We start from the raw sequence: 26198 nt of genomic DNA on the forward strand, positions 1-26198 counted from the left end.
TTATAATGAATTTTGATCTTAGGCCGATGAAACCCTATGTCGGCTCTATGCTCCCATCCCTGCGACAACTTCAGTATCTCAAGCTCCTTGCCGAGCATGGCTCGTTCAGCCGTGCCGCAGAGGCGGCTCATGTCAGCCAACCGGCCTTGTCGTCAGGTGTTCAGGAACTGGAGCGCATTCTGGGTGCCCCTGTCGTCGAACGCACGCGCGGCGCGGTGCTGCTGACGGCTGTCGGGGCCGAGGCGGTCAAGCGCGCCGAGGATGTGCTGGCGCGGACCGAAGATCTGGTCGAGGCGGCCCGCAATGCGGGCAAGCCCCTGTCGGGACGTTTCCGTCTGGGGGTGATCCCGACGGTCGCGCCCTATCTGTTGCCGCAAAAGCTGGGAAGTTTACGCGTACAGCACCCTGCCCTGCGTCTCTATATCCGCGAGGATTTGACGCCCAAGCTGATTGCGGGCCTGAAGGCGGGCCAGCTGGACGCGGCGGTGATCGCCCTGCCCTATGACGCGCCGGGTATAGACCACGCCCATATTGCCGATGACGAGATCATGGCGGTGGCTCCCAAGGGGCACCCGCTGGCCGGAACAGGCCCGATCCCGCATGGCATGCTGAAATCCGAAGACCTGATCCTGTTGGAGGACGGTCACTGTCTGCGCGATCAGGCGCTGGCCGCGATCAATATCGAGGCCCCGCGCGGTGACGATGTGTTTGCAGCCACCACCTTGCCGACACTGGTGCAGATGGTGTCGTCGGGCTTGGGGGTCAGCTTCCTGCCGCAGATGGCGGTGGATGCGGGTCTGGCCGACAATCCGGGCGTCGTGGTGCGTCCTATTTCCGAAAATGGCCCGCGTCGCGAGATCGTGGTGGCATGGCGGGCCGGTTCCAGCCGCGCCGCAGAGGCCCGCCTTCTGGCCGAGGCGCTCAAACTGAACTGACGTCTTTCAGACACAACCACAGGCCGCGACTTACGTCTGAGATCGAAGGCGCAGGGGCGGCCCTTCACTTGCGACCCTATTCTTTATGTGGGAAAGGCCTCGCATATTTATTTGGCGGCCCTCCTCACACGCCGCCGGGGATTTAGAAACGGGTCATCACTGATGCTGCAAAACTATCGTGAACACGTTGCCGAGCGCGCCGTTCTGGGCATTCCGCCGCTGCCGTTGTCGGTCCAGCAAACCGCTGATCTGATCGAGCTGATCAAGTCGCCGCCGGCCGGTGAATCCGAGCAGGAACTGCTCGATCTGCTGACCCACCGCGTGCCGCCTGGCGTGGACGATGCGGCCAAGGTCAAGGCGTCGTTCCTGTCGGCTGTGGCGCATGGTGACTTTGCTGTCCCGAGCCTGTCGCGCGAACGTGCGACCGAACTGCTGGGCACCATGGTCGGTGGCTATAACGTCAAGCCGATGATCGACCTGCTGTCTGACGAAGTGGTCGGGGCTGTGGCTGCCGAGGGTCTGAAAAAGACCCTGCTGATGTTCGACTTCTTCCACGACGTTGCCGCTCTGGCCAAGGCGGGCAATGCCAATGCCGCCGCCGTGATCCAGTCGTGGGCCGATGCCGAATGGTTCACCTCGCGCGACAAGGTTGCCGACAAGATCACCGTCACCGTCTTCAAGGTGACCGGCGAGACCAACACTGACGACCTGTCGCCGGCACCGGATGCATGGTCGCGTCCGGATATCCCGCTGCACTACCTCGCCATGCTGAAGAACGCGCGCGACGGCATCACGCCGGAACAAGACGGCGTACGTGGCCCGATGCAGTTCATCGAAGATCTGAAGGCCAAGGGCCATCTGGTCGCCTATGTCGGCGACGTTGTCGGCACCGGCTCGTCGCGCAAGTCAGCCACCAACTCGGTGATCTGGGCCACCGGCCAAGACATTCCGTTCGTGCCGAACAAGCGTTTCGGCGGTGTGACGCTGGGCGGCAAGATCGCTCCGATCTTCTTCAACACTCAAGAAGACTCCGGCGCCCTGCCGATCGAAGTCGACGTGACCAGCCTGAACATGGGCGATGTCATCGACATCTATCCGTATGAAGGCAAGATCGAGAAAGACGGCGCGACCGTCTCGACCTTCGAGCTGAAGTCGCAGGTCCTGCTGGACGAAGTCCAAGCCGGTGGCCGTATCAACCTGATCATCGGTCGCTCGCTGACGGCCCGTGCGCGCGAAGCGCTGGGTCTGGCCCCGTCGACCGAGTTCCGCCTGCCGGTTACGCCGGAAGACACCGGCAAGGGCTATACCGTCGCTCAAAAGATGGTCGGCCGCGCCTGCGGTATGCCGGAAGGCACCGGCATCCGTCCGGGTACCTATTGCGAACCGCGCATGACCACGGTCGGCTCGCAGGACACCACCGGCCCGATGACCCGCGACGAGCTGAAAGACCTCGCCTGCCTCGGCTTCTCGGCCGACATGGTGATGCAGTCCTTCTGCCACACCGCCGCCTATCCGAAGCCGGTTGACGTCAAGACGCACCGCGAACTGCCGAACTTCATCTCGAACCGTGGTGGCGTTGCGCTGCGTCCGGGCGACGGCGTGATCCACTCGTGGCTGAACCGTCTGCTGCTGCCGGACACCGTTGGCACCGGCGGCGACAGCCACACCCGCTTCCCGATCGGCATCTCCTTCCCGGCGGGTTCGGGTCTGGTGGCTTTTGGTGCGGCCACCGGCGTCATGCCGCTGGATATGCCGGAATCGATCCTTGTGCGCTTCAAGGGCGAAATGCAGCCGGGTATCACCCTGCGCGATCTGGTTCACGCCATCCCCTACTATGCCATCAAGGCGGGTCTGCTGACCGTGGCCAAGGCGGGCAAGATCAACGCCTTCTCGGGCCGCATCCTTGAAATCGAGGGCCTGCCGAACCTGAAGGTCGAGCAAGCCTTCGAACTGACCGACGCCTCGGCTGAGCGTTCGGCTGCGGGTTGCACCGTGAAGCTGAACAAAGAACCGATCATCGAGTACATGACCTCGAACATCGTTCTGATGAAGAACATGATCGCGGACGGCTATCAGGATGCCCGCACCCTGCAACGCCGTATCGACGCCATGGAAGCTTGGTTGGCCAACCCGAACCTGCTCGAAGCCGATGCCGACGCCGAATATGCGCACGTCATCGAAATCGATCTGGCCGAGATCAACGAGCCGATCCTGTGCGCACCGAACGACCCGGACGATGCCCGTCTGCTGTCGGACGTGCAGAACACCCAGATCGATGAAGTCTTCATCGGTTCGTGCATGACCAATATCGGCCACTTCCGCGCAGCCTCGCTGCTGCTGAAGGGCAAGAAGGACATCCCGACCCGTCTGTGGGTTGCTCCGCCGACCAAGATGGACGCCTCGGAACTGACCAAGGAAGGTCACTACTCGACCCTCGGCGGCGCCGGCGCCCGTATGGAAATGCCGGGCTGCTCGCTGTGCATGGGTAACCAGGCACAGGTGAAGGAAGGCGCGACCGTGGTTTCGACCTCGACCCGCAACTTCCCGAACCGTCTGGGCAAGGGCTCGAACGTCTTCCTGTCGTCGGCCGAACTGGCGGCTGTAGCCTCGAAACTGGGTCGCCTGCCGACCGTCGAGGAATACATGGCCGAAATGGGCGTCATCAACGAGAACGCTGATGAAGTGTACCGCTACATGAACTTCGACCAGATCGAAGAATATGCGGACCGTGTTGCGGCTGAGTAAGTCGCGACCCAACGGTTAGCGTTGAAAATGAAGAAGCCCCCTCGGAGCGATCCGAGGGGGCTTCTTGTTGTATAATAATAACAATTAAATACAGAAATTAGGATTCAACATGTCCTGCTCCAGTAATCCATTTTCGAGTTTCGGGATGCCGATGCTGCTGAATGTGAGTTGGGTAATCTTGAGCAGCGGTTCGCATCAATGAAATGAAATCATCTAACGCGACGTGTATGAGGCCACGTTTGAGTTCTCTATCTGAGGTCACCATGAACCCAGTAATACGGCCTTCATTGTCAACGACTTCTACAAAGGTAGCGCTATGGATAAGGATGTTGATTATCCGATACCATGTCAGCTGGGTTGTAAGCGGGTTCTGAAGGTCAAAATATTTATCAAACCAGTGATGCATGTTCGAAAAGCCAGATTGAATTGGCGACGAGATTTTTACCGATACCTTTAGATCGAGCGTTGCATTCGAGAGTTTGATATTCTCGTGGAGCTTTCTGAGACTGTAAGCCGCAAGGAATACCTTGCGTTCCAGTATGAATGATCGACGTGGGCTACAAGGTTTGGCTGCCCAGCGTTCAAGAAATTCAGCATCTTGAAAGAGTGTTTTCTTCCAGGGCGAGCTTTCATGGATCATGTGGTGCTTGCTTTAAGTGGCGAAAATAATGTCTTCTAAGAAGATGAGAATATGTATGAAGCACTTTTTATAAATGCCAATCTAGCTCGATATTAGAAAAGGCCCGAGGATTGCTCCTCGGGCCTTTCTGTTGTGCGGGTTTCGCATTCTTAGTGGGCGGCGGTCGTCGGCCCTTCGGGACCTCCCGACCCGACGCCGCCTAAGCGAGGAGTTTTACTTCTCGCCGCCAGCCAAGTTCCGGAGAACGTAAGGCATCACACCATCGGCGAGCAGGTAGTCCAGCTCGGTCTGGTTATCGATGCGGCAGCGGACCGGGAAGCGGGCCATCTTGCCGTCCGACGGGCGGAACAGCTCGACCCACAGGTCCTGGCGCGGCTTCAGCTTGCCGATGTTGGCGTCGGTCAGGCCACGGATGGTGACGATCTCTTCGCCGGTCAGGTTCAGCTTCTGCCAGCCGTCTTCCTTGAACTGCAGCGGAACGACGCCCATGCCGACCAGGTTCGAGCGGTGGATACGCTCGAAGCTCTCGGCGATGACCGCACGAACGCCCAGCAGACGGGTGCCCTTGGCCGCCCAGTCACGCGACGAGCCGGTGCCGTATTCCTTGCCCGCAAACACGACCAGCGGACGACCTTCGGCCTGATAACGCATGGCGGCGTCATAGATCGACATGGTGTCTTGCGACGGGAAGTGCTTGGTCACGCCGCCTTCGATATCGGGCGTGATCTTGTTGCGGATGCGGATATTGGCAAAGGTGCCGCGCATCATGACTTCGTGGTTGCCGCGACGGGCACCATACGAGTTGAAGTCCAGCACATCGACGCCGTGCTCGGTCAGATAGGCACCCGCAGGCGAGGCCTTCTTGATCGCACCGGCCGGAGAGATGTGGTCGGTGGTGATCGAGTCACCGAAGATGCCCAGAATGCGGGCTTCGACGATGTCCTGAACCGGAGCCGGTTCCATCGACAGACCTTCGAAGTAGGGCGGGTTCTGGACGTAGGTGGAATTGTTGTCCCACTCGTAGGTCTGACCGCCGGTGACTTCGATCGCCTGCCAGTGCTCGTCGCCCTTGAAGACGTCGGCATAGCGCTTGGCGAACATTTTCGGCGTGACCGACTTCTTCTGGATGACGGCGATCTCTTGCGAGGTCGGCCAGATATCCTTCAGGAAGACGTCCTTGCCGTCCTTGTCGGTGCCGATGGCGTCCTTGGTGATGTCGATACGCATCGAACCGGCGATGGCATAGGCCACTACCAGTGGCGGCGAGGCCAGATAGTTGGCTTGCACGTCCGGGTTCACGCGGCCTTCAAAGTTACGGTTGCCGGACAGCACCGAGGTGGCGACCAGACCGTTATCATTGATGGCTTTCGAGATCGCCGGATCCAGCGGGCCGGAGTTGCCGATGCAGGTGGTGCAGCCATAACCGACAAGGTTGAAGCCCATCGCGTCGAGGTCGGCTTGCAGTCCGGCGTCGGTCAGGTAGTCGGTGACAACCTGCGAGCCGGGGGCCAGCGAGGTCTTGACCCACGGCTTGGGCGACAGGCCCAGCGCCTTGGCCTTGCGGGCCACGAGGCCAGCGGCGATCAGCACGCTCGGGTTCGAGGTGTTGGTGCACGAGGTGATGGCGGCAATGACCACATCGCCGTCACCGATATTGAAGTCTTCGCCTTCAACGGCGACGCGCGCGGTATCGGCAGGACGGTTGAAGACTTCGCCCAGAGCGGTTTCAAACGCCGGAGCGGCAGTGGTCAGCTCAACGCGGTCTTGCGGACGCTTCGGACCAGCCAGCGACGGCACGACCGTCGAGATGTCCAGTTCCAGAACGTCGGTGAAGATCGGGTCTTCGGACTCTTCGTCGATCCACAGGCCTTGGGCCTTGGCATAGGCCTCGACCAGAGCGACGCGCGGCTTTTCACGGCCGGTGGCGGTCAGATAGTCGATAGTGGCTTGCGAAACAGGGAAGAAGCCGCAGGTGGCGCCGTATTCCGGTGCCATGTTGGCGATGGTCGCCTGATCTTCGATGGTCATGCCTGCAATGGCCGGACCGAAGAACTCGACGAACTTGCCGACGACGCCCTTCTTGCGCAGCATTTGCGTGACGGTCAGCACGAGGTCGGTCGCGGTCGCACCTTCCGGCAGCTTGCCGGTCAGTTTGAAGCCGACAACTTCGGGGATCAGCATCGGGATCGGCTGGCCCAGCATGGCAGCTTCGGCCTCGATACCACCCACGCCCCAGCCCAGAACGGCCAGACCATTGATCATGGTGGTGTGGCTGTCGGTGCCGACGACGGTGTCAGGATAGGCGACGGTCTTCTTGCCTTCGTCTGCGGTCCAGACGGTCTGGGCAAGGTGTTCGAGGTTCACCTGGTGGCAGATGCCGGTGCCGGGGGGCACAACGCGGAAATTGTTGAAGGCGGACGAGCCCCAGCGCAGGAAGTTGTAGCGCTCGATATTGCGCTCGTATTCACGCTTTACGTTCTGGTCAAAGGCGGTCGGGTTACCGAAATGGTCCACCATGACCGAGTGGTCGATGACCAGATCAACCGGCACCAGCGGGTTGATCTTGGCGGCATCGGCACCGAGCTTGGACATGGCATCGCGCATGGCGGCCAGATCAACCACGGCCGGAACGCCGGTGAAGTCCTGCATCAGTACGCGGGCCGGACGGAAGGCAATCTCGTGCTCGACCGTGCCCTTGTTCTCGATCCATGCGGCTACGGCCTTGAGGTCGGCTTCGGTGACCGAAACGCCGTCTTCGTTGCGCAGGAGGTTCTCGAGAAGCACCTTCATCGAGCGCGGCAGGCGCGAAATTCCGGCAAGGCCCGCTTCCTCGGCGGCCGGAAGGCTGTAATAGGCGTATTTCTTGCGTCCGACCGTAAGGTCCTGACGGGTCTTGAGGCTGTCAATCGACGGCATAGGGAAGTCCTCTGACAAACGCCGCCCGACAATTCGGTTGCGCCTTCGCGCGCAGAACGAAAGGGCTCACAGGTCCCTTGCGCGCGCGGCGAAAGCCTGCTGCGACGGAAATGCATATAAGCTCGCATGGCCATCACGTCCATGTATCCACATCATCGACGTGGATATTGAGAAAGGTTCGCAAGTGATCGACGCATTGAATATAGCGGACCTGAGCGTGTCACGCGGTGACAGGCGATTGTTTCATAAGCTTTTTCTGGATGTCCGCGCGGGCGAAGCCGTGGCTCTGACGGGGGGGAATGGCGCGGGTAAGACCAGCCTGCTGCGGGCGATTGCAGGCTTCATCCGGCCCGATGGCGGACAGATCGATTTCGTCAGCAATTCAGTCCGGCTTGAGGCCGATGAGGCCCGCAGGCAGGGCTTACACCTTCTGGGGCATCTGGAAGGGCTGAAACCGGCCCGAACAGCGTTGCAGGAACTGTCGTTCCAGTGTCGATATCTGGGCGGCAACGAGTCGCAGATGGCCAAGGCCATCGAGGGCTTTCAACTGGCCCCGCTGCTGGATCTGGAAACACGGCGTCTGTCGGCAGGGCAAAGGCGGCGCCTGTCGCTGGCGCGTCTGGTCTCAGCCCCGCGCCCGCTATGGTTGCTGGACGAGCCTCTGGCCCCGTTGGACAGTGTGTGGCGCCAGCGGGCGGGCGATCAGATGCAGGCGCATCTGGCCGCAGGCGGGATGATTATCGCCGCTGTGCATGATCCCCTGCCCTTTGCGGCGCGGGCCTTTGATCTGGGAGGGTTCGCATGAAGGCCTTGGCGAGCCTGTTCGCGCGCGAGCTTTCGCTGGCATGGGGCGGTGGCGGCGGGCCATTGCTGGCCTGCGGGTTTATGGTGTGTTTTGCCGTCATCCTTCCGCTGGCCGTGGGAGCAGACCCGACTTTGTTGTCGCCGGTGGCGGCGGGCGTGACATGGGTAGGACTGGCCGTGGCCTCGCTCTTGTCACTGGAGCGGATGTTCGAGCGTGATCTGGAGGATGGCTCGCTGGATATTCTGGCGCTCGGCCCCGTGCCGATGGAGGGCGTGGTTCTGGTCAAGGCGCTGTGTCAGTGGCTGGCCAATGGTGTGCCGCTGGCCTTGACGGTGCCGTTGGTGGCGGTGGTGCTGGGACAGCTTGCGGGGGCGGTTGGTCTGATGATGCTGACGGCGCTGGCGGGCGGTTTGGGTTTTGCCCTGACGGGTGCGCTGGGCGCTGCGCTGGCGCTGGGGGCCAAGCGGGGTGGCGTGCTGATCGCCGTGATCGTCTTGCCGTTGTTTATTCCGCCGGTGGTGTTCGGTGCGGGGATTCTGGCCCGCAAGGGGCTGGAACAGCCGATCGGTTCGGCGGTCGCTTTTCTGGCGGCCTATGTGTTGTTTGCACTGGTGATTGCGCCACTGGCGGGGGCGGCTGCGATCCGCAACGCCCAGTCCTAGTTTTTAGCGTTGGCGCAGGGTGATGTAGAAGGCCCCGTCGCCGCCGTGCTTCTGGTGCGCGACCGAATAGCCGGACACGATCAGTCGCAAATAGGGACTGGCCAGCCATTCTTGAATGGAGGCGCGGATAACGCCGCCCCCTCTGCGGCCCTGTCCGGTAATCACCAGAACCGCTTTCAGGCCGCGCGCCTGACTGGTCATCAGGAAAGCCCGTAACTGGTCCTCGGCCTCGAAGCGGCCAAAACCGTGCAGGTCCAGACGGGCTTCGATAGGATCACGCTCGCGCGACAGGCGGCGCTTGCGGCGCGGCTCCAGTTCTTCGGGCGGGGGTTTGTCGGCAGGGCGTTTGACGACGGGCGATACGGGCTTGATGCTCAGACCCACCGACGCCGCCGTCGGCGTGGCCACCGATGCGGTCTTGGCTGAAGAGCGCTTGCTGGCGCGGGTCTTGCTCTTGGTGACGGGCGTAACCTCGCCCATCAGTTCGGACAGTTCGGCGCGGGCGGCTTCTTGCAGGGCCGCTTCGGTCGCATCATTGGCTACATAGGCCGATTTCACGGGGTCTTGCGGCGTGATGGTGCGCGTCACCCGTTTCCACAGGCGCCGGTCATCTTCGCTGGGCCTGGGGGGACGCCGCGCCATAAGTCTCAGTCTTCGGGGAACGGGTTTGCAGGCCCCGGTTCAAAGGCCAGCAGGTCGCCGGGTTGGCAATCCAGTTCTCGGCACAGGGCTTCCAGCGTCGAAAAACGCACGGCGCGGGCCTTGCCGGTCTTGAGGATCGACAGGTTGGCGACGGTCACGCCGACCCGATCGGCAAGCTCGGTCAGAGACATACGCCGTTCGGCAAGCAGACGGTCGAGTTGAACGCGGATGGCCATGATTCAATACTTCTAGCGTGTAATCTTCAGATCGTCAGTTCGGTTTCGCGGCGCAGGCGTGCGCCTTCGCGGAACAGCTCGGCGAGGGTGAAGGTGATGATGATGGCAAAGGCGGGCGTAATCAGCTCGCCAATGCCGGGCGTGTCGATGGCACCGACCGCCAGATGTTGTGCGACCAGCATCCGTGCGCCCCACCCCAGCAGCGTCACAAAGGCCAGTGCCGCGCCAATCAGGCGCAGGCGTAAAATATTGGCGGGCTGGAAGGGATCACCCGCCAGCAAGGTGCGGAACAACAGACGCAAATAATGCAGGATGGCGACCGTACCGGCAAAATAGGTAGTGACCACGGCCATGACGAACAGCACCAGCGTTCGCGTCAGAGGCATCTGGCGGGCATTGGCACCATCATCAATGGTGATGCTGAAACTGTTCAGGGGCAGAAAAATTGCCACCACCGAGACAATGGCGAACAGCACGGTCAGGCAGACCGAGGCCATAAAGGCGGTGTCGATTATGATTCTGAGCAGGCGGGCGGGCAGGCTCCAGCCTGAAATACCCGCTGAAGGCACCAGCGGGACGTGGCGCGGGGCGCCGATCAGTCGTTTAAGAGAAGGTTTGAAACCCATGGGACGTGTGTGATCGGTTTTGGGCAGTTATGAAAGAGGCTGCGCCCGAACGGTCAGTTGCGGGACGCAGCTATTCTTTTCACGTTCTGCACGTCCGTCAAAACCTTGCTTCAATCAAAAGGCTTGAAGGATGGTCGCCAGAGCCGCCGCCGGCATGGCAGCCAGCAGGACAGTGTTGAGGAAGAGGGCGCAGAACTTGTCCATAAACAGGGAGGTTTTCATCGCTTGCATGTCTATTCTCCAAAGAGGGCGTTAATTTTGTTTTTCAACATGTCGCTGGAATAAACCTTCGCTATTGGATGAAGGTTGGGAACGTTGCGACCCCTCGTTCTTGAAAATAAACATACGCCCGCCCCTCGGTGAAAACACGTTACATATCGTTTAACGATATTAAACTTTCGCAAGGTACGAAGTCAGGTTAAAAGCGCCCTATGAAATTGCGTCTTATCAAGGGGATGCGGCTGGTGGCCGCGACCCACAATCCGGGCAAGGCACGCGAGATCGAAGCGCTGCTTGACGGAAATTACGAAATTGTCACGGCGGGCAGCCTCAATCTGCCCGAGCCGGACGAGACGGAGAGCACCTTCGTCGGCAATGCCATGCTGAAGGCCCGCCATGCGGCGGCGCTGTCCGGCGAGGTCTGTCTGGCCGATGATAGCGGGCTGTCGGTGGCGGCGCTGGACGGGGCACCAGGTATCTTCTCGGCGCGCTGGGCAGGACCGTCCAAGGACTTTGTTCTGGCCATGCAGAAGGTCGAGGACCGTTTGGAAGAGAGCGGCTCCAAGGACCGCTCGGCCTGGTTTACCTCGGCACTGGCCGTGGCATGGCCGGACGGCACATGCGTGGTGGTCGAGGGGCGTGTGGATGGCACCATCGTCTTCCCGCCGCGCGGCGATCAAGGCTTTGGCTATGATCCGATCTTCCAGCCCCATGGTTATGATGTGACCTTTGGCGAGATGGATCCGGCCCATAAGGACGCGATCAGCCACCGCGCTCTGGCATTCGAGCGTCTGAAGGCGGCCCTGATTGACTGACCTTGTGCCGGACACGGACGGGCAGGTTGCCCTCTATGTCCACTGGCCCTACTGCGCGCGCATCTGTCCGTATTGCGACTTCAATGTCGTGCGTGACCGGGGCCGCGCGGTGGAGCAGGCGCAACTGGTCGATGCCATTGTGCGCGATATCGAGGCACAGGCTGAACGGATGGGTCCGCGCAAGCTGGCCTCGGTTTTCTTTGGTGGCGGTACCCCGTCGCTGATGGCACCCGAGGCCGTGGCGAGGGTTCTGGAAACCGCGACCGGACTATTTGCGCCCGTCGCCGATATGGAAGTCTCGCTGGAGGCCAACCCGACCGATGCCGAGGCTGGCCGCTATGCCGCACTGGCCGAGGCGGGGGTGACGCGCCTGTCGATGGGTATCCAGTCCTTTGATGACGCCGCGCTGAAATTTCTAGGCCGCGATCATAGTGCAGGCTCGGCCAGACGGGCGGCGCAGACGGCGGCGCGCATTTTCCCGCGCCTGTCGATCGACCTGATCTATGCCCGCCCCGGCCAGTCGATTGCCGACTGGAAGGCCGAACTGGGCACGGCCTTCGATCTGGGGTTCGAGCACATCTCGCCCTATCAGCTGACCATTGAATCCACGACCGCCTTTGGCCGTGCCTTTGTGCGGGGCCAACTGGTGCCGCCGGACGAGGACATGGCCATCGCCCTTTATGAAACCACGCAGGAGGTTCTGGAGGGGGCCGGTTTCGAAGCCTATGAGGTCTCCAACCACGCCCGTACGGTGGCGGCCCGTTCGCGCCACAACCTGCATGTCTGGCGCGGCGGCGACTATATTGGCGCAGGTCCGGGGGCTCATGGCCGCCTCACCACCGATCAAGGCCGCAACGCTACCGTCGCCCATCGCAAGATTGGCGATTACATCGAAGGCGTGACGCAAAACCGCCCGTGGGCCGAGCATCAGGTCATGGATGCATGGGGTGCCGACGAGGAGCGGGTTCTGCTGGGGCTACGCACGGTCGAGGGCGTTCCTCTGTCGGTGCTGGCGCGTCTGGGCTTGAGCGTGAGCAATGGCCCGCTGGCAGACATGCTTTCCGAAGGCTTCCTGCAAAATGAGGGCGGTCGTATTCGCGCCAGCCATGAAGGCCGTCCGGTGCTGGACAGCATCCTCAAACGGCTTTTGACCTAGGGCGCATCGGGAAGGGTGTCGTGCTCCAGCGGCCCTGCATGGGCTGGATCGGGCGCGGTCTCGCTGTGACGGGTGTCCTGACGGCGCTTTAAGGTCCAGCTCTCGCCATCGACAAAGCCGAGACCATCCCACTTCACCACTGTGACGGTGATATTGGTGGCGTCCCATTCGATACGGTTAAAGCTGGGCGGATAATTATCGCGTTCGCGCATCGACAAGGTGCCGCAACCAATGGCGTAACAGCGCCGCTCGCTCATATCGATGGGCAGGGCAAACGGCACATGCACATGGCCAGTCATAATCAGATCAACGCCCGCCTCGCCAAAGATGCGCGCGGCACGGTCGCCGCGTTTGACCTCGCCGGTCATGGGGGCGTCGATCATCTCCACCAGCGGGTGATGGCAGGCCAGTATCCGCAAGGTATCGGGCGGGGTCTGGCGCAGAGCCTGTGCCGCACGCGCGGTCTGGTCCAGATCGATCACGCCCTTTGACCAGTTCAAACGCGCCTGCCATCCCCGCGCGGTGGTGACGCCGCGCACCATGAAATCCGCCCCCTTCAGTTCATGGTCATGGGCGGGGTGTCCGGTAGCGCTCTCGAACGCCCGCCACGGCCAGAACAATCGCGCCAGCACATCCCAATAGGGCACGTCGTGATTGCCCACCGTGACGAAGACCGGATCGGGCAAGGCCTTGATCCATTCGGCGGCGGCCTCGAATTCATGCTTCAGGCCGCTCTGGGTGATGTCACCGGTAATCAGGTTCAGGTCGGCCCCATAGGCATGGGCATAGGCCATGGCCTCGTCGACGGCGGCCTTGTGCTCGCATCCGAAATGGATGTCGGAGAACTGGAGCATGACGCCCATTAGCTGGCGTTTTCCAAAGCGTCGGCGGACAGGGCCAGCGCGGTAAAGGCATGGGGCACAAAGCGCACCTTGGCCGATTTTCCGACCGGCACTGTCTCGCCGTCGATCACAGCGGGAATGTGCGAGCGCCCCCACAGTTCGACAGATTTGGTCTTGCGTGTCTCCACCGCCTGATCGTTACGCCAGTCGGTCAGAAGGGCATTGGCGGCCAGACGCAAGGCCTGTCCGGCATCGGCGGTCTTCATGGCGGCGGCTTCAAGGCCGGAGCTGTTTTCGTCAAAAGCCTTGGAAATCAACGGTGTGATGAGCACCAGTGCCTCGGCCTTTTCGGCGGGCTTGCCATCAAGACTGAAACGGATACGGCCTGAAAAAGCGCGGCTGAAAGCCAGTTTGGCCTTGGAAAAGGCCTGACCGATCTTGCCCGAGCGTATGGCCTCGCGGGCAGGCGCCCATAGGGCAGGTGCCCCGAGGATGGCGGCGCAGTAGAAATATTCGTCGCCGATCGCACCGCCAGCCACCTTGCGCGGTTCGCCCTCTTCGAGCACGCGGCGCAGGGCCTTTTTCCAGTCGCCTGTGCCGTAAAGCGCCTTGGGCAACATGTTCATAGTGCCACCCGGCAAAGTCGCCACCAGAATATCGTTCTGGCCCGCCAGTGTGGCGACGGTGCGGGCTGTCCCGTCTCCGGCCAGCACGAGAAGCGCATCGGGCTTGGCCTTGATGGCGTCGTCTATGGTCTGGTCAAAACTGTCGCCGTCCAGCGTCCGGACATCGGCGGTGATTTGATATTCGTCCAGTATGGAACGGGCCTGATCTGCGGCGCCATTGCCGACGCCACCCGACATCGGATTGATCAGCATAATAATATTGGCCAGCCTGACCTTGGATGTGACGGGGCTAAGCTCGGGCTTGGAAGGTGGGGGCACCAAAACATCCGCATTGGCAACGATATCGGTCATGGACAGAAAATGTTCATCCTCTGTCTAGGTTCCGGCCCTTAGCGTCGCAGTTCCCTTATCCGTAGGGGAACCACAGCCCCCCCAAGACCGTTCGTCATGACAAGAGGGCTGTATATCTAAGACATTGGAGAGGATTTCCCCCATGAATAAGGCATTTATCGCTCTGGCCGGCGCTGGTCTTTTGGTCTCGGCCTGTGCCTCCGACCCCTATTATGGCGGTGGTATCAATACCAACAGCCAGGCTGTCCGTCAGGGCGCAACCGGCGCGGCACTGGGTGCTGTCGCTGGTGCGATCATCGGCAATAATACCGGCAGCGGCAGCGCGGGCACGGGTGCCGCCATCGGTGCGGTTCTGGGTGGTGCTGCAGGGGCTATGCGCGGTTCGTCGCAAGACCGTAACAACCAGCAGCGCTATCGCGACAACCAGGGCCGTTATTACTACTGCTACGATAACCGCCAGAACGAATGCTATTGGGAAAACGGCCAGCGCCGTTACTGATATCAGGGTAACGTGGTTACATATTGCCGGTTGACCGGTAATGCAGAAGGGTGGCTCCGTAGGGAGCCGCCCTTTTTCTGTTCAGGGGGCTGTTAAGCAGGAGGGCTGAAATGGGTAAGGCATCTAAGGGATTTACCGTTGTCGCCATGATGGCGACCGGTCTGCTGGGGGCGTGTGCGACGCAAGGGGCCTATGCCACCCGCGATGCACTGGTGGACCCGGTCAATTGTAGCAACCAGACCTTCGAGGTCTATTTCGACGAGGGACAGGCGCGTCTGACTGCGGCGGCCCGTGAAGCCATTTCCATGACGGCAACCCGTCTGGCCGGATGCCATGTCGAAAGCGTGCGCGTCACCGGTCTGGCCGATGCCAGCGGTAGTGCTGCGGCAAACCAGAACCTGTCCGAGCAACGCGCCCAGTCGGTGCGCGAGGCCATGGCGGCTACCGGCTGGCCTGCGCCCGCCATTGAAATGGCTGCGGTGGGTGCCGAGGGCGCACGCACAGGCTCGGTCAACGAGCCGCTGCGCCGCCGCACAGAGGTGGTCGTGGTGGCGTCTTCGCCGCGCCGCTAAAGCTTGAGACGATCAAGGCCCTGCGTCTTGCCGTCGCGCCTGTCAGGACGGGCGGTGGACGCAGGTGACTTTGCGGTTAGTCTCTCGGCGCGTTAGACGAGGGTATGACCTTGGTAAGATTTTTGTCCGTCCTGTTTGTGATCTTGGCCCTTTTCGGGGTGACGCCATCCCATGCCCAAACAGGGCCGCAGACGGGGCCGCAGCGGACAGAACGGATCGAGGCCGAACTGGTGCCGATGGGCCAGTGGGCGGTGCCCGGTTCGACGGCCATTATTGCCATCCGTCAAAAAATCCAGCCGGGCTGGCATACCTATTGGCGCAATCCCGGTGACAGTGGTGGGCCGACCGAGGCCGACTGGACGCTACCGCAGGGTTTTGTAGCGGGCGAGATCGTATGGCCCCTGCCCGAGCGCCAGCGCCTGCAAACCCTGATGAATTATGGCTACAGCGATGTGGTCTATCTGCCGGTACCGGTTGAAGTCCCCGTCAGCGCCAAGGCCGGTGAAAGTGTGACCCTCAGCGCCAAGGTGCTGTTCATGGTCTGCTCGGACGAGATGTGCGTGCCGGACGAACTGACGCTGGCGGTCAATATGCCGGTGGGTGAAGGCACCCCGCCTATGAATGCCGCGCACGGTGCAGCCATTCAAAAGGTGCTGGAAACCGCCCCTCGCCCTGCCGAGATTACGGCCCATGCGGCTCTGCAGGACGGTATGCTGAAACTGTCGGCCACGGGCGGTCCGCTGGGAGGTCTGGCGCCCGAATGGGCCTATTTCTTCCCGTTTGAAGGCGGGATGATCGACCATGCGGCCCTGCAACAGGGCCAGCGTGGCGAGGGCGGTATCAGCCTGAACATCGTCGCCGGACGTGGCCTGAAGGCCAAGGGATTGGCGCAGGGCATTGCCGGTGTTCTGGCTACCGATCTGGGGGCGTGGGAGATCACGGCCTCTGAAGGTGCAGCCTTGGCGGGAACCAGTGGCCAAGGCGTTCTCGGCTCCGGTGAAGGCGAGCAAACGAGTCATGCCTCCGGGGCTGCCGGTTTTGTGAAGGCGGCGCTGTTTGCCCTGCTGGGCGGATTGATCCTCAACCTGATGCCCTGCGTGTTTCCGATCTTGGCCATGAAGGCCGCCGCCCTTGGCCGTTCGGCCCATGATCCGAGCGAAGCGCGCAAGGACGGTCTTGGTTTTCTGGCCGGTGTGCTGGTGACGTTTGTGGCACTGGCGGGCTTGCTGCTGGCGCTGCGGGCCGGTGGTCAGGCCATTGGCTGGGGCTTCCAACTACAGTCACCGGCGGTGACGGCGGGCCTGTCCCTGCTGATGCTGGCGGTCGGTCTGAACCTGTCGGGCCTGTTCCATGTGGGCGGGCGTTTGCAAGGCGTCGGCAGTGGTCTGGCGCAGGGCAAGGGCGGTGTGGTCGGGGCCTTCTTCACCGGCGTTCTGGCGGTGGTGGTGGCGGCACCCTGCACCGCGCCCTTTATGGCTCTGGCGTTAGGGGCGGCCTTGGTGATGCCATGGCCCTTGGCACTTCTGGTGTTTGTCATGCTGGGTCTGGGTCTGGCCCTGCCCTATGTGCTGGTCAGCTTCTCTCCGCGCATCCTGTCGCGTCTGCCCAAGCCGGGCGCGTGGATGGAGACGTTCCGCAATCTTCTCGCCTTCCCGATGTATGGCGCGGCTCTGTGGCTGGCATGGGTGTTTGCCCGCCAGACGGGTGAAGCACTGGGTCTGCTGTTTGTGGCGGGGCTGTTGCTGGCTTTTACGCTGTGGCTGTGTGGCCGGTACCAGTCGGGCGGGCGTCGCCTGATGCTGGCCGTGGCGATTGTGGCGGCGGTGATAACTGTGCCTGCCACCATCCTTGCCATGAAGGCCCCGCCTGTCCTGAGCGCAGCAACAAATGATGATGGCGAGGCCCTGGCCTCGCAGCCATGGTCGAGCGCGGCGGTCGAAGCGGCCTTGGCCGAGGGGCGTCCGGTACTGGTGAACTTTACCGCCGACTGGTGCGTGACCTGCAAGCTTAACGAACGGGCCGCTTTGTCCAGCGAAGGCACAGCCCGTGCAATGGCCGATACCAATGCGGTCTATATGGTGGGCGACTGGACCAACCGTGATGATGCCATCACCAGAGAACTGGAACGCCATGGCCGCTCGGGCGTGCCGCTCTATCTGCTCTACACGCCGGGTGTGGCCGAACCGCGCATCCTGCCGCAGCTTTTGACCGAGGGACTTGTCGTCAAGGCTTTGTCGGAGGCGACCAAACAGGACTGAGAGGGAGGAAGACGATGATGCGTAAACTGCTAATGGCTTCGGCCATGGTATTGATGCTGGCCGCGTGCCAGCAGGCGGAGAAAGCGGCGGCTCCGGCCGAACAGGCGGCGGTTTCGACCGTGGCGGCTGTGGCGGGCCCCGGTGATATGGCGGCTGATTTCACGCTCGTCGATGCCGAAGGCGTCTCGCACAAGCTGTCGGATTATCGCGGCAAGACGGTGGTTCTGGAATGGACTAACGAGGGCTGCCCCTATGTGAAGAAGCACTATACGGGCGCCATGCAGGCCCTCCAGCGCGAGGCCACAGCCGACGGCGTGGTATGGCTGACCATCATCTCTTCGGCACCGGCCACTCAAGGCTATGTCGAGGGTGACGAGGCTAAGGCGTGGAAGGCCAAGCATAATGCCGCCTTTACGCATCTGCTGCTGGACCCGACCGGCGAGGTCGGCAAGCTGTATGACGCAAAGACCACGCCGGATATGCGCGTGATCGATGCCGAGGGGCGCCTGATCTTTGTCGGCGGTATCGATGACAAGCCCACAAGCAAGGTCGAGGACCTACAAGGGGCGACCAACTATGTGAAGGCCGCCCTTGCCGATCACAAGGCGGGGCGTCCGGTCGCAACGACCTTTGCCCAGCCTTATGGTTGCGCCATCAAATATCCCGAAACGATCAAGGCCGCAGCCTAGATCATATCTGGCCTCGGCGTTTGCCTAGTGGGCAAGCGCCGGGGCCAGAATGACCTCGGCATTGTCGTTGAGAAGATAGGACAGCTCTTCGAGAGCCATCTTGCGAGCCGCACCGGGCGCGGCCTCTTCCAGTTGGGCCAGCTTCTTGGGCATGTCCTCGGCGATACCGCGCATGATGCAGGTCAGATCACTGTCCGTGCCGCGCTCTTTCAGCGTCAGATGGCCGTTCATATCGGCCACAGCCAGAGCCTCGATCCGGCTCTTGAAGGCGGCAAAGGCGGGCATGTACACGAAATGCGCGTCGGCCAGACTATCGGCCCCCATCCAGCCGTCAGTAATGGCTTTCAGGCTCTGGGATTCCTGCACCAGAGCGGCAAAGGCTGGCTCGGAAGACAGGGTCGAAACGGCGGCGGGTGCCTGTACGGCAACGACGTCCGGCAGGGCGCTGGCTGCTGGGTCAGACGCGAAAAACAGGGCTGCGGCGACGGCTAGATTGCAGGACATTTGAAATTTCGATCCAAACTTCGAGAGAATACGATAGAAGCGTCTGCAAACTTCGGGCCGTCCATAGTGTCCGTTTTTGAATATTGCGGGTAATCGAGGACTGGAACCTTTGGTTGAAACTGGAACGAGCCTTTTGGCGGATAACGCATGGGCGCAGTTACAGGCCGTGGCCGAACGCGACAAAGATGCGCTGATCGCCGAGCAGTTCACATTTGACCCGCAACGCCTCGAACGTCTGACCCTGACGGCGGCGGGCTTATATATTGATCTGTCTAAACAAAGCTGGACACAGCAAGGGCTTGCAGCCGCGCTGGAACTGGCGCGGGCGCGCAAGGTCGAGGCCTGCCGCGAAGCCCTGTTTGCGGGACAGGCGGTCAATACCACCGAGGGGCGGGCCGTCCTTCATCCGGCCTTGCGGGCCTCGCCGCAAAAACAGTTCAGCGCCCTCGGAGAGCCGATTTCCGAAGGCGTAATGGCCCAGCGCGAGGCGCTGAAAGCGTTCGCGACGGGGGTGCGAAATGGCACAATCACCGGCGCAACGGGCAAGCCCTTCAATGCGGTGGTTCATATTGGCATTGGCGGCTCGGACCTTGGTCCGCGCGTGGTGTGGGAAGGTCTGCGCCCGCGCCAACCGGAGTTTCTGGTGCGCTTTGTCGCCAATATTGATCCGGCTGACCGTCAGGAAGCGCTGGCGGGGTTGGATCCTGAGACCACGCTGGTCATCATCGTCTCCAAGACCTTTACCACACTGGAAACCCTGGCCAATGCCGAGGCGGTGCGCGAATGGCTGGCGCGGGAACTGCCCGCAGGTGCCGATATTGCCCGCCAGATTGTCGGCGTAACGGCCAGACCGCAAAAGGCCGAGGCCTTTGGGTGCAGCCGGACGTTTTCATTCTGTGACTGGGTGGGCGGGCGTTTCTCGCTGTGGTCGCCGGTCAGTCTTTCATGTGCCATCGGGCTGGGCTGGGAGGTGTTCGAGCAGCTTCTGGCGGGCGCCGAGGCCATGGATGAACATTTCGTCGAGGCTCCGCTCGAGAAAAACGCGCCGGTGCTGATGGCGCTGGCCCAGATTTATAATGTGGACGGCTTGGGCCGGACGGCGCGCTCGGTCGCGCCCTATGCCTATGTGCTGCGCCGTTTTCCGGCCTATCTGCAGCAACTGGAAATGGAATCCAACGGCAAGCGCGTGACCCGCACGGGCCAGCCGATCGAGCGGATGACCTGTCCGGTGGTGTTCGGCGAGGTCGGCTCCAATGGCCAGCACGCTTTCTTCCAGCAACTGCATCAGGGACCGCATGTGGTCCCGACCGAGTTTATCATCGTGCGCCAGACCCATGATGACGGGGCCGAGCAACAGCTATGGGCCAATGCGCTGGCCCAGTCGCGTGCGCTGATGGTCGGTCAGTCCGAAGAGGCCGCCCGCGATGAAATGCTGGCGGCGGGCTATAATGAAGCCGATGCAGTGCGGCTGGCCCCGCACAAGACCTTCCCCGGCAACCGCCCCTCGACCGCGATTGTTCTGGATCGGGTGACACCGCATACGCTCGGCGCGCTGATTGCGCTGTTCGAGCACAAAACCTTTGTTGAAGGCGTGCTGTGGGACATTAACAGCTTTGACCAGTGGGGCGTCGAACTGGGCAAGTCGGTGGCCCGTTCGGTCATGTCGGCAGCCTCGGGCCAGAAAGAAGATCTGGACCCCTCGACCGAGGCCCTATTGGACCATCTGGTCCGATAAGACGGCAAAATAAAAGGGCCCGACTTTGCGGTCGGGCCCTTCAGGGAACATCGCTGGTCCGGCGGGGACCTTTTACCAGCGACGGTCGTAGCGGTAATCGCGGTCACGACGGTCGTGGCGGCCATTATTGTAATAGCGGTGGTCACGACGGTCATAGCGATCGCCATAGCGGTAATCGCGGCTGTTGATGCCGTGCTCGCGCTCCCAGTGTCCCTGGTTACGATAGCAGCGGCCACCGCGGTAATAGTTGCAGTCGCGGTCATTGTCGGACGAGGCGACACCGACGGCAGCACCGGCAAGGGCACCACCGGCGACATAGCGGCCGTCACCATTACCGATAATGGCACCGGCCAGACCGCCGACCACTGCGCCGATTACCGCATCCTTGCCGGAGTCATTGCGATCACGGTCGTGATAGCGTTGGGCAGAGGCGGGCGAAGCCATCAGGGTCAGGGCAAGAGCCGGGGCGATTGCAGCGACGCCGATTTTGGACAGGGTCTTCATGTGCTGGCTCCTCTCAGGGCCGGTGTTTGAACTCTGAGGATGGTTATATCTGACGCTATCTGAACAAGCCCAGCGGCCTTTGTTCATTTTCGCTTCATGTTGCGGCCCGCGATAACGGGCGGGGCGGGAAAAACTGTCTTGGAAATTTCGTTGGCCTGCCCTTGACCCTGAACGGGGGGCTGCCTAACTGCCCTACATTGGCACTCGAGGGGACGGACTGCTAAGGCCGTTGCCTCAAGGGCTCACACGATAATCTATACCGGAGATCATCTGATGGCGTTTCGTCCGCTTGGCGACCGCGTGCTGGTAAAGCGCGTTGAAGAAGCAACCACCACCAAGGGCGGGATCATCATCCCCGATACGGCCAAGGAAAAGCCGCAAGAAGGCGAAGTGATCGCTGTGGGTTCGGGCATCCGTGACGAAGACGGCAAGTTTGTCGCTCTGGACGTCAATATCGGCGACCGTATCCTGTTCGGCAAATGGTCGGGCACCGAAGTGAAGATCGAGGGCGAAGACCTGATCATCATGAAGGAATCGGACATCCTGGGCGTGCTCTCGTAAGCACCGGTTGTCTTCTGAATTCCTGAATAATAACATTTAGATAGGAGCAGCCCGCATGGCCGCTAAAATCGTAAAATTCAACACCGATGCCCGCGACAAGATGCTGCGCGGCGTCAATGTTCTGGCTGATGCCGTCAAGGTGACTCTGGGTCCGAAGGGCCGCAACGTCATCATCCAGAAGTCGTTCGGAGCTCCGCGCTCGACCAAGGACGGCGTATCGGTTGCCAAAGAGATCGAGTTGGAAGACGCCTTCGAGAACATGGGCGCCCAGATGATCCGCGAAGTCGCTTCCAAGGCGAACGACAAGGCGGGTGACGGCACCACCACCGCAACTGTTCTGGCTCAAGCCATCGTGCAAGAAGGCCTGAAGGCCGTTGCCGCCGGCATGAACCCGATGGACCTGAAGCGCGGCATCGACAAGGCTGTCGACGCGGTTCTGGACGAAGTGAAGTCGATCTCGAAGCCGGTTTCCAACAACTCGGAAATCGCTCAGGTTGGCACCATCTCGGCCAATGGCGACGCTGAAATCGGCGGTCTGATCGCTCAGGCCATGGCCAAGGTCGGCAATGAAGGCGTGATCACCGTGGAAGAAGCCAAGACGGCTGAAACCACTGTCGACATCGTCGAAGGCATGCAGTTCGACCGCGGCTACCTGTCGCCGTACTTCATCACCAACCCGGACAAGATGGAAGCTGTCCTCGAAGAGCCGCTGATCCTGCTCCACGAGAAGAAGCTGACCTCGCTGCAGCCGATGCTGCCGGTTCTGGAAGCTGTGGTCCAGTCGGGCCGTCCGCTGCTGATCATCGCTGAAGACATCGAAGGCGAGGCTCTGGCCACGCTGGTCGTCAACAAGCTGCGTGGCGGCCTGCGCGTCGCTGCCGTCAAGGCTCCGGGCTTCGGCGACCGCCGCAAGGCCATGCTGGAAGACATCGCCATCCTGACCGGCGGCGAAGTCATCTCGGAAGACCTCGGCATCAAGCTGGAAACCGTGACCCTCGACATGCTTGGCAAGGCCAAGAAGGTCGTCATCACCAAGGAAGACACCACCGTCGTTGAAGGCGTTGGCGAGAAGGACAAGATCGAAGCCCGCGTTGGCCAGATCAAGCGCCAGATCGAAGAGACTTCCTCGGACTATGACCGCGAGAAACTGCAAGAGCGTCTGGCCAAGCTGGCCGGTGGCGTTGCCGTTCTGCGCGTCGGTGGCGAGACCGAAGTCGAAGTGAAAGAGAAGAAAGACCGCGTTGACGACGCCCTGAACGCAACCCGTGCGGCTGCTGACGAAGGCATCGTCCCCGGCGGCGGCGTGGCCCTGCTGAAGGCCTCGAAGGTTCTGGCCGACATGACCGGCGACAACGCCGATCAGAAGGCTGGCATCAACATCGTCCGTCGCGCCCTGCAGGCTCCGATCCGTCAGATCTCGGAAAACTCGGGCGTTGAAGGCTCGATCGTGGTCGGCAAGGTTCTGGATTCGAACGAAGCCAATTTCGGCTTCAACGCTCAAACCGAAGAATACGGCGATCTGGTCCAAATGGGCGTGATCGATCCGGCCAAGGTTGTGCGTTCGGCTCTGAAATCGGCGGCCTCGGTTGCCGGTATCATGATCACCACCGAAGCGGCGATTGCCGATGCACCGAAGAAGGCTTCGGCCGGCGGCGCACCGGACATGGGCGGCATGGGCGGTATGGGTGGTATGGACTTCTAAGTCCGTTTCATCCGAAACCTTTGGGAAGGGCGGGATCGAAAGGTCCCGCCCTTTCTTTTTGTGGTCTAGCCGATGGTGCCGACGGTTTGGCCACTTAGGCGGCAGGCCTCGATATTTGAGGCATCGCTGCGGGCCATATCCAGCATCCAGTCACGGAAGCGGGCAATCTTGGGCAGGTTGCGGCGTTCCTTGGGGTAGCAGAGCCAATAGCCGCCCCCCAACGCGATGTTGGCGTCAAACAGACGTACCAGATGGCCGTTTCTGATCTCGCGGTCATAGAAGACCGGATTGCCAAGGGCGACGCCCTGACCCGCCATCGCGGTGGCCACCTCCATGGCCTGATTTTCACTGATCACACGCGGCGGAGGTGTTTCGCTATCATCGGCCATGCCGACGCGGGCAAACCATTCTGCCCATTCTTGCGGCAGTCCGACCAGCGGGGCCGATTTCAGATCGGCGGGGGTGCGGATATCCAGACTGGCCTGAAGTTCGGGGCTACACAGAGGGGTAAACAGGGCCGGAATGAGAAACCGGCTTTCCAGCCCCGGCCACTGGCCCGAGCCGAACCGCAAACCGATATCCGTGCCATGACCCGAAAAGTCGGACAGGCCATTATCGACATCGATTTTTACGGCCAGATCGGGATTGGCCAACTGGAACATGCCTATGCGCGTGGCCAGCCACTGAGTCGCCAGCGTCTGTAGGGTGGTAATGCCCAGAACCGACTGGTCCTGTTCCATCACATCATTGATCGCCCGCCGCATAAGGTTCAGGGCTTCGCTGGATGCCGAGGCCAGTCTTTGGCCTTCCAGTGTCAGGGCGATGCGTCGCGTTTCGCGCACGAACAGGGCGACCCCCAAACGTTGCTCCAGATCACGGATGCGCCAGCTGACGGCGGCCTGGGTCATGCCCAGAGCCTCTGCGGCGCGGGTGAAGCTGTTGAGGCGGGCCGTGGCCTCGAACACGCGGATAGCATCCAGCGGAATACGGGCGAGATTGTCTATCATAAGTACACCTTATGCATGTTCGCAGAGTCTCGTTTGCTATGAAATGCCGCGTTTGCCAATAATATCTTATCTGAAAGGAGATCGAACCATGGAAGAAGCGCACCGCACACATAAGGAACCCGCATGGGGCTGGATTTCTGTTCTGCTGGCCCATTGGGCCACGAAAGAAAAACTGGCCGCCAAGCCGCGCCTGACCGCGACACGACGCCGCGTCTTTACAAGGGCTTAGGCACAGGCTTGCCCTCACGGACCGCAGCACCCCATAAGGGCGGATTGCAATTGAGGGGCGTGGGCCAGTGCATCAACATATTCAAAAATATTCCATGGCGGTTGCGGCCGTTCTCGTCGCAACAGGGCTGACCGTTGCCCTTCCGGCCGAGGCCCAGTCCCGCCGTGCGCCCGCCGCCAGCGCCCCTGTGGCCGCATCTTCTGGCGCACCGGCCCGCTATAGCGCCGTCCGTGATGTAAACTTTGCCCAGACCATGCCGTCGGCCTTGGGCACGCTGGTCCTGTTCGTGTCGGGCGAAGACGATCTGGCCGCGCGCGGTCTGGATGCCGCCACGGTTGATGCCATCAAGACCGGCCTGACGGGCGCCCGTTATACCTATGGTGCCCGCAAGAATATCAGCCTGTACGGCGTGGCCGGGTGGGACCGCATCTATGTGCAAGGTCTGTCCGCAAACGCCACGGGCGCAGACATGCAGACCGCCGGCACGATTGCAGGCCGCGCCCTGATGTCGGACCCTGCGACCCTGACCGTCGCGGCCAAGGGCCAGTCCAACGACACGGTTTCGGAAATCGTCACGGGGCTGGGTATCGGCCAGTATCGCGTTGATTTCTACAACACCACGGCAAGCCGTCCGGTCACGGGTGCCGTCACTGTCATCACCGACAGCGCCGAGGCGCAGAGCCATTATCGCGGTCGCGGTGCGGCGATTGTCGAGGCGATGAACTGGACCCGCAACATCTCCAACGAACCGGCCAATGTCGTTTATCCCGACGTGTTTGCCGCGCGCACTCGCGAAGCCTTTGCCGGTATTCCGGGGGTGACCATCGAGGTGCTGGACGGTGCCGCTATGGAACGTCTGGGCATGGGCGCCATTCTGGGCGTTGGTCGCGGTTCGGTGCGTCCGCCCGCGATCGTGGCCGTGCGCTATCGCGGTGTGCAATCCGATGCGCCGGTGGCACTGGTCGGCAAGGGCATTACCTTTGACTCCGGCGGCATCTCCATCAAGCCCAGCGCCAATATGGGCAATATGAAGATGGATATGTCGGGTGCTGCGGGCGTGGTCGGGGCCGTGCTGGCACTGGCCAAGGCCGGTGCGCCGGTGGACGTGGTGGCCGTCGCCGCCGTAGCCGAGAACATGCCGGACGGTAATGCGATCCGCCCCGGTGACGTGCTGACCGCCATGAACGGCAAGACCATCGAAATCGGCTCGACCGATGCCGAGGGCCGTCTGGTTCTGGCCGATGCGGTTGCGTGGGCCGACACCACCTATAACCCGTCGGCCATCATCGACGTGGCGACGCTGACGGGCTCTGTCGGCGGGGCGCTTGGTCCGGACTATGCGGGTCTGTTCAGCCGCCATAATGCACTGGCCGAACAGGTTGTGACGGCGGGCAAGGCTTCGGGTGAAACGGTTTGGCAACTGCCGATGAACCCTGCCTATGGCAGCCGTATTTCTTCGCCGATTGCTGATTATCGCAATGGTGGCGAGCCGGGACCGGGTGCCGGTCTGGGGGCCGAGTTCATCGGCGAGTTCGTGCGTCCTGAAACGCCTTGGGCGCATATCGACATGGCCAATGTCGCCTATGGCGGCGGCAATGATGTGAAGCCGGCAGGTTCGGCGGGCTGGTCGGTGCGTCTGCTGGAACAGTTCGTGCGCGACTTCCAGCCGGTGACCAAGGAAAAGGGCACTGGCGGCTACTAGGCTTCAGTACTCACAATAAA

General features: G+C 61.6%; 25 protein-coding genes. 15 read left to right on the forward strand and 10 right to left on the reverse strand.

Annotated features, from left to right (window positions below; translation table 11 throughout):
• Positions 1-47 precede the first annotated feature (47 nt).
• Both FHS64_RS03510 and acnB read left to right on the forward strand, forming a co-directional pair.
• The gene (locus FHS64_RS03510; RefSeq protein ID WP_167175721.1) at positions 48-935 is read left to right on the forward strand and encodes a hydrogen peroxide-inducible genes activator; all 888 of its coding nucleotides are present in this window, start codon (positions 48-50) and stop codon (positions 933-935) included.
• A 162-nt stretch (positions 936-1097) separates the two neighbouring features.
• Entirely contained in the window at positions 1098-3680 is a 2583-nt protein-coding gene (gene acnB, locus FHS64_RS03515; RefSeq protein WP_167175724.1) for a bifunctional aconitate hydratase 2/2-methylisocitrate dehydratase, read from the forward strand.
• Between the two features lie 97 nt (positions 3681-3777).
• Here acnB and FHS64_RS03520 read toward each other — a convergent pair whose 3' ends face one another.
• Together FHS64_RS03520 and acnA are read right to left on the reverse strand one after the other, a co-directional pair.
• Positions 3778-4320 carry a hypothetical protein gene (locus FHS64_RS03520; RefSeq protein ID WP_167175727.1) on the reverse strand — a complete coding sequence of 181 codons (543 nt, stop codon included), beginning with the start codon at positions 4318-4320 and terminating at the stop codon, positions 3778-3780.
• 213 nt (positions 4321-4533) lie between these two features.
• On the reverse strand, positions 4534-7236 hold the full coding sequence (gene acnA / locus FHS64_RS03525; RefSeq protein WP_167175730.1) for an aconitate hydratase AcnA: 2703 nt from the start codon (positions 7234-7236) through the stop codon (positions 4534-4536).
• 184 nt (positions 7237-7420) lie between these two features.
• Between acnA and ccmA the strand changes: the two genes are divergently transcribed.
• A complete protein-coding gene (gene ccmA / locus FHS64_RS03530; protein WP_167175733.1) occupies positions 7421-8041 on the forward strand; it encodes a heme ABC exporter ATP-binding protein CcmA in 621 nt (206 codons plus the stop codon).
• Positions 8038-8703 carry a heme exporter protein CcmB gene (gene ccmB, locus FHS64_RS03535; RefSeq protein ID WP_167175736.1) on the forward strand — a complete coding sequence of 222 codons (666 nt, stop codon included), beginning with the start codon at positions 8038-8040 and terminating at the stop codon, positions 8701-8703. The genes ccmA and ccmB overlap by 4 nt, the downstream gene beginning before the upstream one ends.
• A gap of 3 nt (positions 8704-8706) precedes the next feature.
• On the opposite strand, the gene FHS64_RS03540 is transcribed toward ccmB, so the two are convergent.
• The 3 genes from FHS64_RS03540 to FHS64_RS03550 are packed head-to-tail and all read right to left on the reverse strand — an operon-like array spanning position 8707 to position 10207.
• On the reverse strand, positions 8707-9345 hold the full coding sequence (locus tag FHS64_RS03540) for a Smr/MutS family protein (RefSeq protein ID WP_167175739.1): 639 nt from the start codon (positions 9343-9345) through the stop codon (positions 8707-8709).
• 5 nt (positions 9346-9350) lie between these two features.
• Entirely contained in the window at positions 9351-9581 is a 231-nt protein-coding gene (locus FHS64_RS03545) for a helix-turn-helix domain-containing protein (RefSeq protein WP_167175742.1), read from the reverse strand.
• Between the two features lie 26 nt (positions 9582-9607).
• Positions 9608-10207, reverse strand: coding sequence for a DUF2975 domain-containing protein (locus tag FHS64_RS03550; RefSeq protein WP_243862694.1), 600 nt, complete (start codon positions 10205-10207; stop codon positions 9608-9610).
• A 431-nt stretch (positions 10208-10638) separates the two neighbouring features.
• Here FHS64_RS03550 and rdgB point away from each other — a divergent pair, with 431 nt between their 5' ends.
• Complete coding sequence (gene rdgB, locus FHS64_RS03555; protein ID WP_167175744.1) at positions 10639-11241, forward strand: RdgB/HAM1 family non-canonical purine NTP pyrophosphatase; 603 nt, start codon at positions 10639-10641, stop codon at positions 11239-11241.
• Positions 11234-12397, forward strand: coding sequence for a radical SAM family heme chaperone HemW (gene hemW, locus FHS64_RS03560; protein WP_208380529.1), 1164 nt, complete (start codon positions 11234-11236; stop codon positions 12395-12397). Before rdgB ends, hemW begins: the two co-directional genes overlap by 8 nt.
• On the opposite strand, the gene FHS64_RS03565 is transcribed toward hemW, so the two are convergent.
• Positions 12394-13251, reverse strand: coding sequence for a metallophosphoesterase family protein (locus FHS64_RS03565; protein ID WP_243862696.1), 858 nt, complete (start codon positions 13249-13251; stop codon positions 12394-12396). The genes hemW and FHS64_RS03565 overlap by 4 nt on opposite strands.
• Positions 13252-13259: 8 nt before the next feature.
• A complete protein-coding gene (locus FHS64_RS03570; RefSeq protein WP_167175749.1) occupies positions 13260-14216 on the reverse strand; it encodes a diacylglycerol/lipid kinase family protein in 957 nt (318 codons plus the stop codon).
• Positions 14217-14358: 142 nt separating this feature from the next.
• Here FHS64_RS03570 and FHS64_RS03575 point away from each other — a divergent pair, with 142 nt between their 5' ends.
• The 4 genes from FHS64_RS03575 to FHS64_RS03590 all read left to right on the forward strand — a co-directional run bounded on the left by FHS64_RS03575 (position 14359) and on the right by FHS64_RS03590 (position 18234).
• Positions 14359-14715: a glycine zipper domain-containing protein gene (locus tag FHS64_RS03575; protein WP_167175752.1), complete on the forward strand. Its 357-nt coding sequence runs from the start codon at positions 14359-14361 to the stop codon at positions 14713-14715.
• A gap of 110 nt (positions 14716-14825) precedes the next feature.
• Entirely contained in the window at positions 14826-15287 is a 462-nt protein-coding gene (locus tag FHS64_RS03580; protein ID WP_243862703.1) for an OmpA family protein, read from the forward strand.
• Between the two features lie 104 nt (positions 15288-15391).
• A complete protein-coding gene (locus tag FHS64_RS03585) occupies positions 15392-17545 on the forward strand; it encodes a protein-disulfide reductase DsbD family protein (protein ID WP_167175755.1) in 2154 nt (717 codons plus the stop codon).
• A gap of 14 nt (positions 17546-17559) precedes the next feature.
• A complete protein-coding gene (locus tag FHS64_RS03590; protein WP_167175758.1) occupies positions 17560-18234 on the forward strand; it encodes a redoxin domain-containing protein in 675 nt (224 codons plus the stop codon).
• A gap of 24 nt (positions 18235-18258) precedes the next feature.
• Here the strand turns inward: FHS64_RS03590 and FHS64_RS03595 are convergent, their stop codons facing one another.
• Positions 18259-18738 (reverse strand): hypothetical protein, encoded by a 480-nt coding sequence (locus FHS64_RS03595; RefSeq protein WP_167175761.1) that lies wholly within the window; start codon positions 18736-18738, stop codon positions 18259-18261.
• Positions 18739-18871: 133 nt separating this feature from the next.
• On the opposite strand from FHS64_RS03595, the gene pgi reads away from it, so the two are divergent.
• Positions 18872-20473 (forward strand): glucose-6-phosphate isomerase, encoded by a 1602-nt coding sequence (gene pgi / locus FHS64_RS03600; RefSeq protein ID WP_167175764.1) that lies wholly within the window; start codon positions 18872-18874, stop codon positions 20471-20473.
• 72 nt (positions 20474-20545) lie between these two features.
• On the opposite strand, the gene FHS64_RS03605 is transcribed toward pgi, so the two are convergent.
• The gene (locus FHS64_RS03605; protein ID WP_167175768.1) at positions 20546-20977 is read right to left on the reverse strand and encodes a hypothetical protein; all 432 of its coding nucleotides are present in this window, start codon (positions 20975-20977) and stop codon (positions 20546-20548) included.
• A gap of 273 nt (positions 20978-21250) precedes the next feature.
• On the opposite strand from FHS64_RS03605, the gene groES reads away from it, so the two are divergent.
• Both groES and groL read left to right on the forward strand, forming a co-directional pair.
• Positions 21251-21538 (forward strand): co-chaperone GroES, encoded by a 288-nt coding sequence (groES, locus tag FHS64_RS03610; RefSeq protein WP_167175771.1) that lies wholly within the window; start codon positions 21251-21253, stop codon positions 21536-21538.
• A gap of 55 nt (positions 21539-21593) precedes the next feature.
• The gene (groL, locus tag FHS64_RS03615; protein ID WP_167175774.1) at positions 21594-23240 is read left to right on the forward strand and encodes a chaperonin GroEL; all 1647 of its coding nucleotides are present in this window, start codon (positions 21594-21596) and stop codon (positions 23238-23240) included.
• Positions 23241-23305: 65 nt separating this feature from the next.
• Here the strand turns inward: groL and FHS64_RS03620 are convergent, their stop codons facing one another.
• On the reverse strand, positions 23306-24247 hold the full coding sequence (locus FHS64_RS03620) for a LysR substrate-binding domain-containing protein (protein ID WP_167175777.1): 942 nt from the start codon (positions 24245-24247) through the stop codon (positions 23306-23308).
• A gap of 88 nt (positions 24248-24335) precedes the next feature.
• Between FHS64_RS03620 and FHS64_RS03625 the strand changes: the two genes are divergently transcribed.
• Together FHS64_RS03625 and FHS64_RS03630 are read left to right on the forward strand one after the other, a co-directional pair.
• Complete coding sequence (locus FHS64_RS03625; RefSeq protein WP_167175780.1) at positions 24336-24476, forward strand: hypothetical protein; 141 nt, start codon at positions 24336-24338, stop codon at positions 24474-24476.
• Between the two features lie 94 nt (positions 24477-24570).
• Entirely contained in the window at positions 24571-26178 is a 1608-nt protein-coding gene (locus tag FHS64_RS03630; RefSeq protein ID WP_167175783.1) for a leucyl aminopeptidase family protein, read from the forward strand.
• Positions 26179-26198: the final 20 nt, after the last annotated feature.

The sequence above is a fragment of the Brevundimonas terrae genome (genome assembly GCF_011761985.1).
Lineage (GTDB): Bacteria > Pseudomonadota > Alphaproteobacteria > Caulobacterales > Caulobacteraceae > Brevundimonas > Brevundimonas terrae.

Bases quoted from the DNA above. Each gene is read 5' to 3' on its own strand.
- FHS64_RS03510 (WP_167175721.1), top strand. From the start codon at position 48: ATGCTCCCATCCCTGCGACAACTTCAGTATCTCAAGCTCCTTGCCGAG.
- acnB (WP_167175724.1), top strand. From the start codon at position 1,098: ATGCTGCAAAACTATCGTGAACACGTTGCCGAGCGCGCCGTTCTGGGC.
- FHS64_RS03520 (WP_167175727.1), bottom strand. From the start codon at position 4,320: ATGATCCATGAAAGCTCGCCCTGGAAGAAAACACTCTTTCAAGATGCT.
- acnA (WP_167175730.1), bottom strand. From the start codon at position 7,236: ATGCCGTCGATTGACAGCCTCAAGACCCGTCAGGACCTTACGGTCGGA.
- ccmB (WP_167175736.1), top strand. From the start codon at position 8,038: ATGAAGGCCTTGGCGAGCCTGTTCGCGCGCGAGCTTTCGCTGGCATGG.
- FHS64_RS03540 (WP_167175739.1), bottom strand. From the start codon at position 9,345: ATGGCGCGGCGTCCCCCCAGGCCCAGCGAAGATGACCGGCGCCTGTGG.
- FHS64_RS03545 (WP_167175742.1), bottom strand. From the start codon at position 9,581: ATGGCCATCCGCGTTCAACTCGACCGTCTGCTTGCCGAACGGCGTATG.
- FHS64_RS03550 (WP_243862694.1), bottom strand. From the start codon at position 10,207: ATGGGTTTCAAACCTTCTCTTAAACGACTGATCGGCGCCCCGCGCCAC.
- rdgB (WP_167175744.1), top strand. From the start codon at position 10,639: ATGAAATTGCGTCTTATCAAGGGGATGCGGCTGGTGGCCGCGACCCAC.
- FHS64_RS03565 (WP_243862696.1), bottom strand. From the start codon at position 13,251: ATGCTCCAGTTCTCCGACATCCATTTCGGATGCGAGCACAAGGCCGCC.
- FHS64_RS03570 (WP_167175749.1), bottom strand. From the start codon at position 14,216: ATGACCGATATCGTTGCCAATGCGGATGTTTTGGTGCCCCCACCTTCC.
- FHS64_RS03575 (WP_167175752.1), top strand. From the start codon at position 14,359: ATGAATAAGGCATTTATCGCTCTGGCCGGCGCTGGTCTTTTGGTCTCG.
- FHS64_RS03580 (WP_243862703.1), top strand. From the start codon at position 14,826: ATGGGTAAGGCATCTAAGGGATTTACCGTTGTCGCCATGATGGCGACC.
- FHS64_RS03585 (WP_167175755.1), top strand. From the start codon at position 15,392: ATGACCTTGGTAAGATTTTTGTCCGTCCTGTTTGTGATCTTGGCCCTT.
- FHS64_RS03590 (WP_167175758.1), top strand. From the start codon at position 17,560: ATGATGCGTAAACTGCTAATGGCTTCGGCCATGGTATTGATGCTGGCC.
- FHS64_RS03595 (WP_167175761.1), bottom strand. From the start codon at position 18,738: ATGTCCTGCAATCTAGCCGTCGCCGCAGCCCTGTTTTTCGCGTCTGAC.
- FHS64_RS03605 (WP_167175768.1), bottom strand. From the start codon at position 20,977: ATGAAGACCCTGTCCAAAATCGGCGTCGCTGCAATCGCCCCGGCTCTT.
- groES (WP_167175771.1), top strand. From the start codon at position 21,251: ATGGCGTTTCGTCCGCTTGGCGACCGCGTGCTGGTAAAGCGCGTTGAA.
- groL (WP_167175774.1), top strand. From the start codon at position 21,594: ATGGCCGCTAAAATCGTAAAATTCAACACCGATGCCCGCGACAAGATG.
- FHS64_RS03620 (WP_167175777.1), bottom strand. From the start codon at position 24,247: ATGATAGACAATCTCGCCCGTATTCCGCTGGATGCTATCCGCGTGTTC.
- FHS64_RS03625 (WP_167175780.1), top strand. From the start codon at position 24,336: ATGGAAGAAGCGCACCGCACACATAAGGAACCCGCATGGGGCTGGATT.
- FHS64_RS03630 (WP_167175783.1), top strand. From the start codon at position 24,571: ATGGCGGTTGCGGCCGTTCTCGTCGCAACAGGGCTGACCGTTGCCCTT.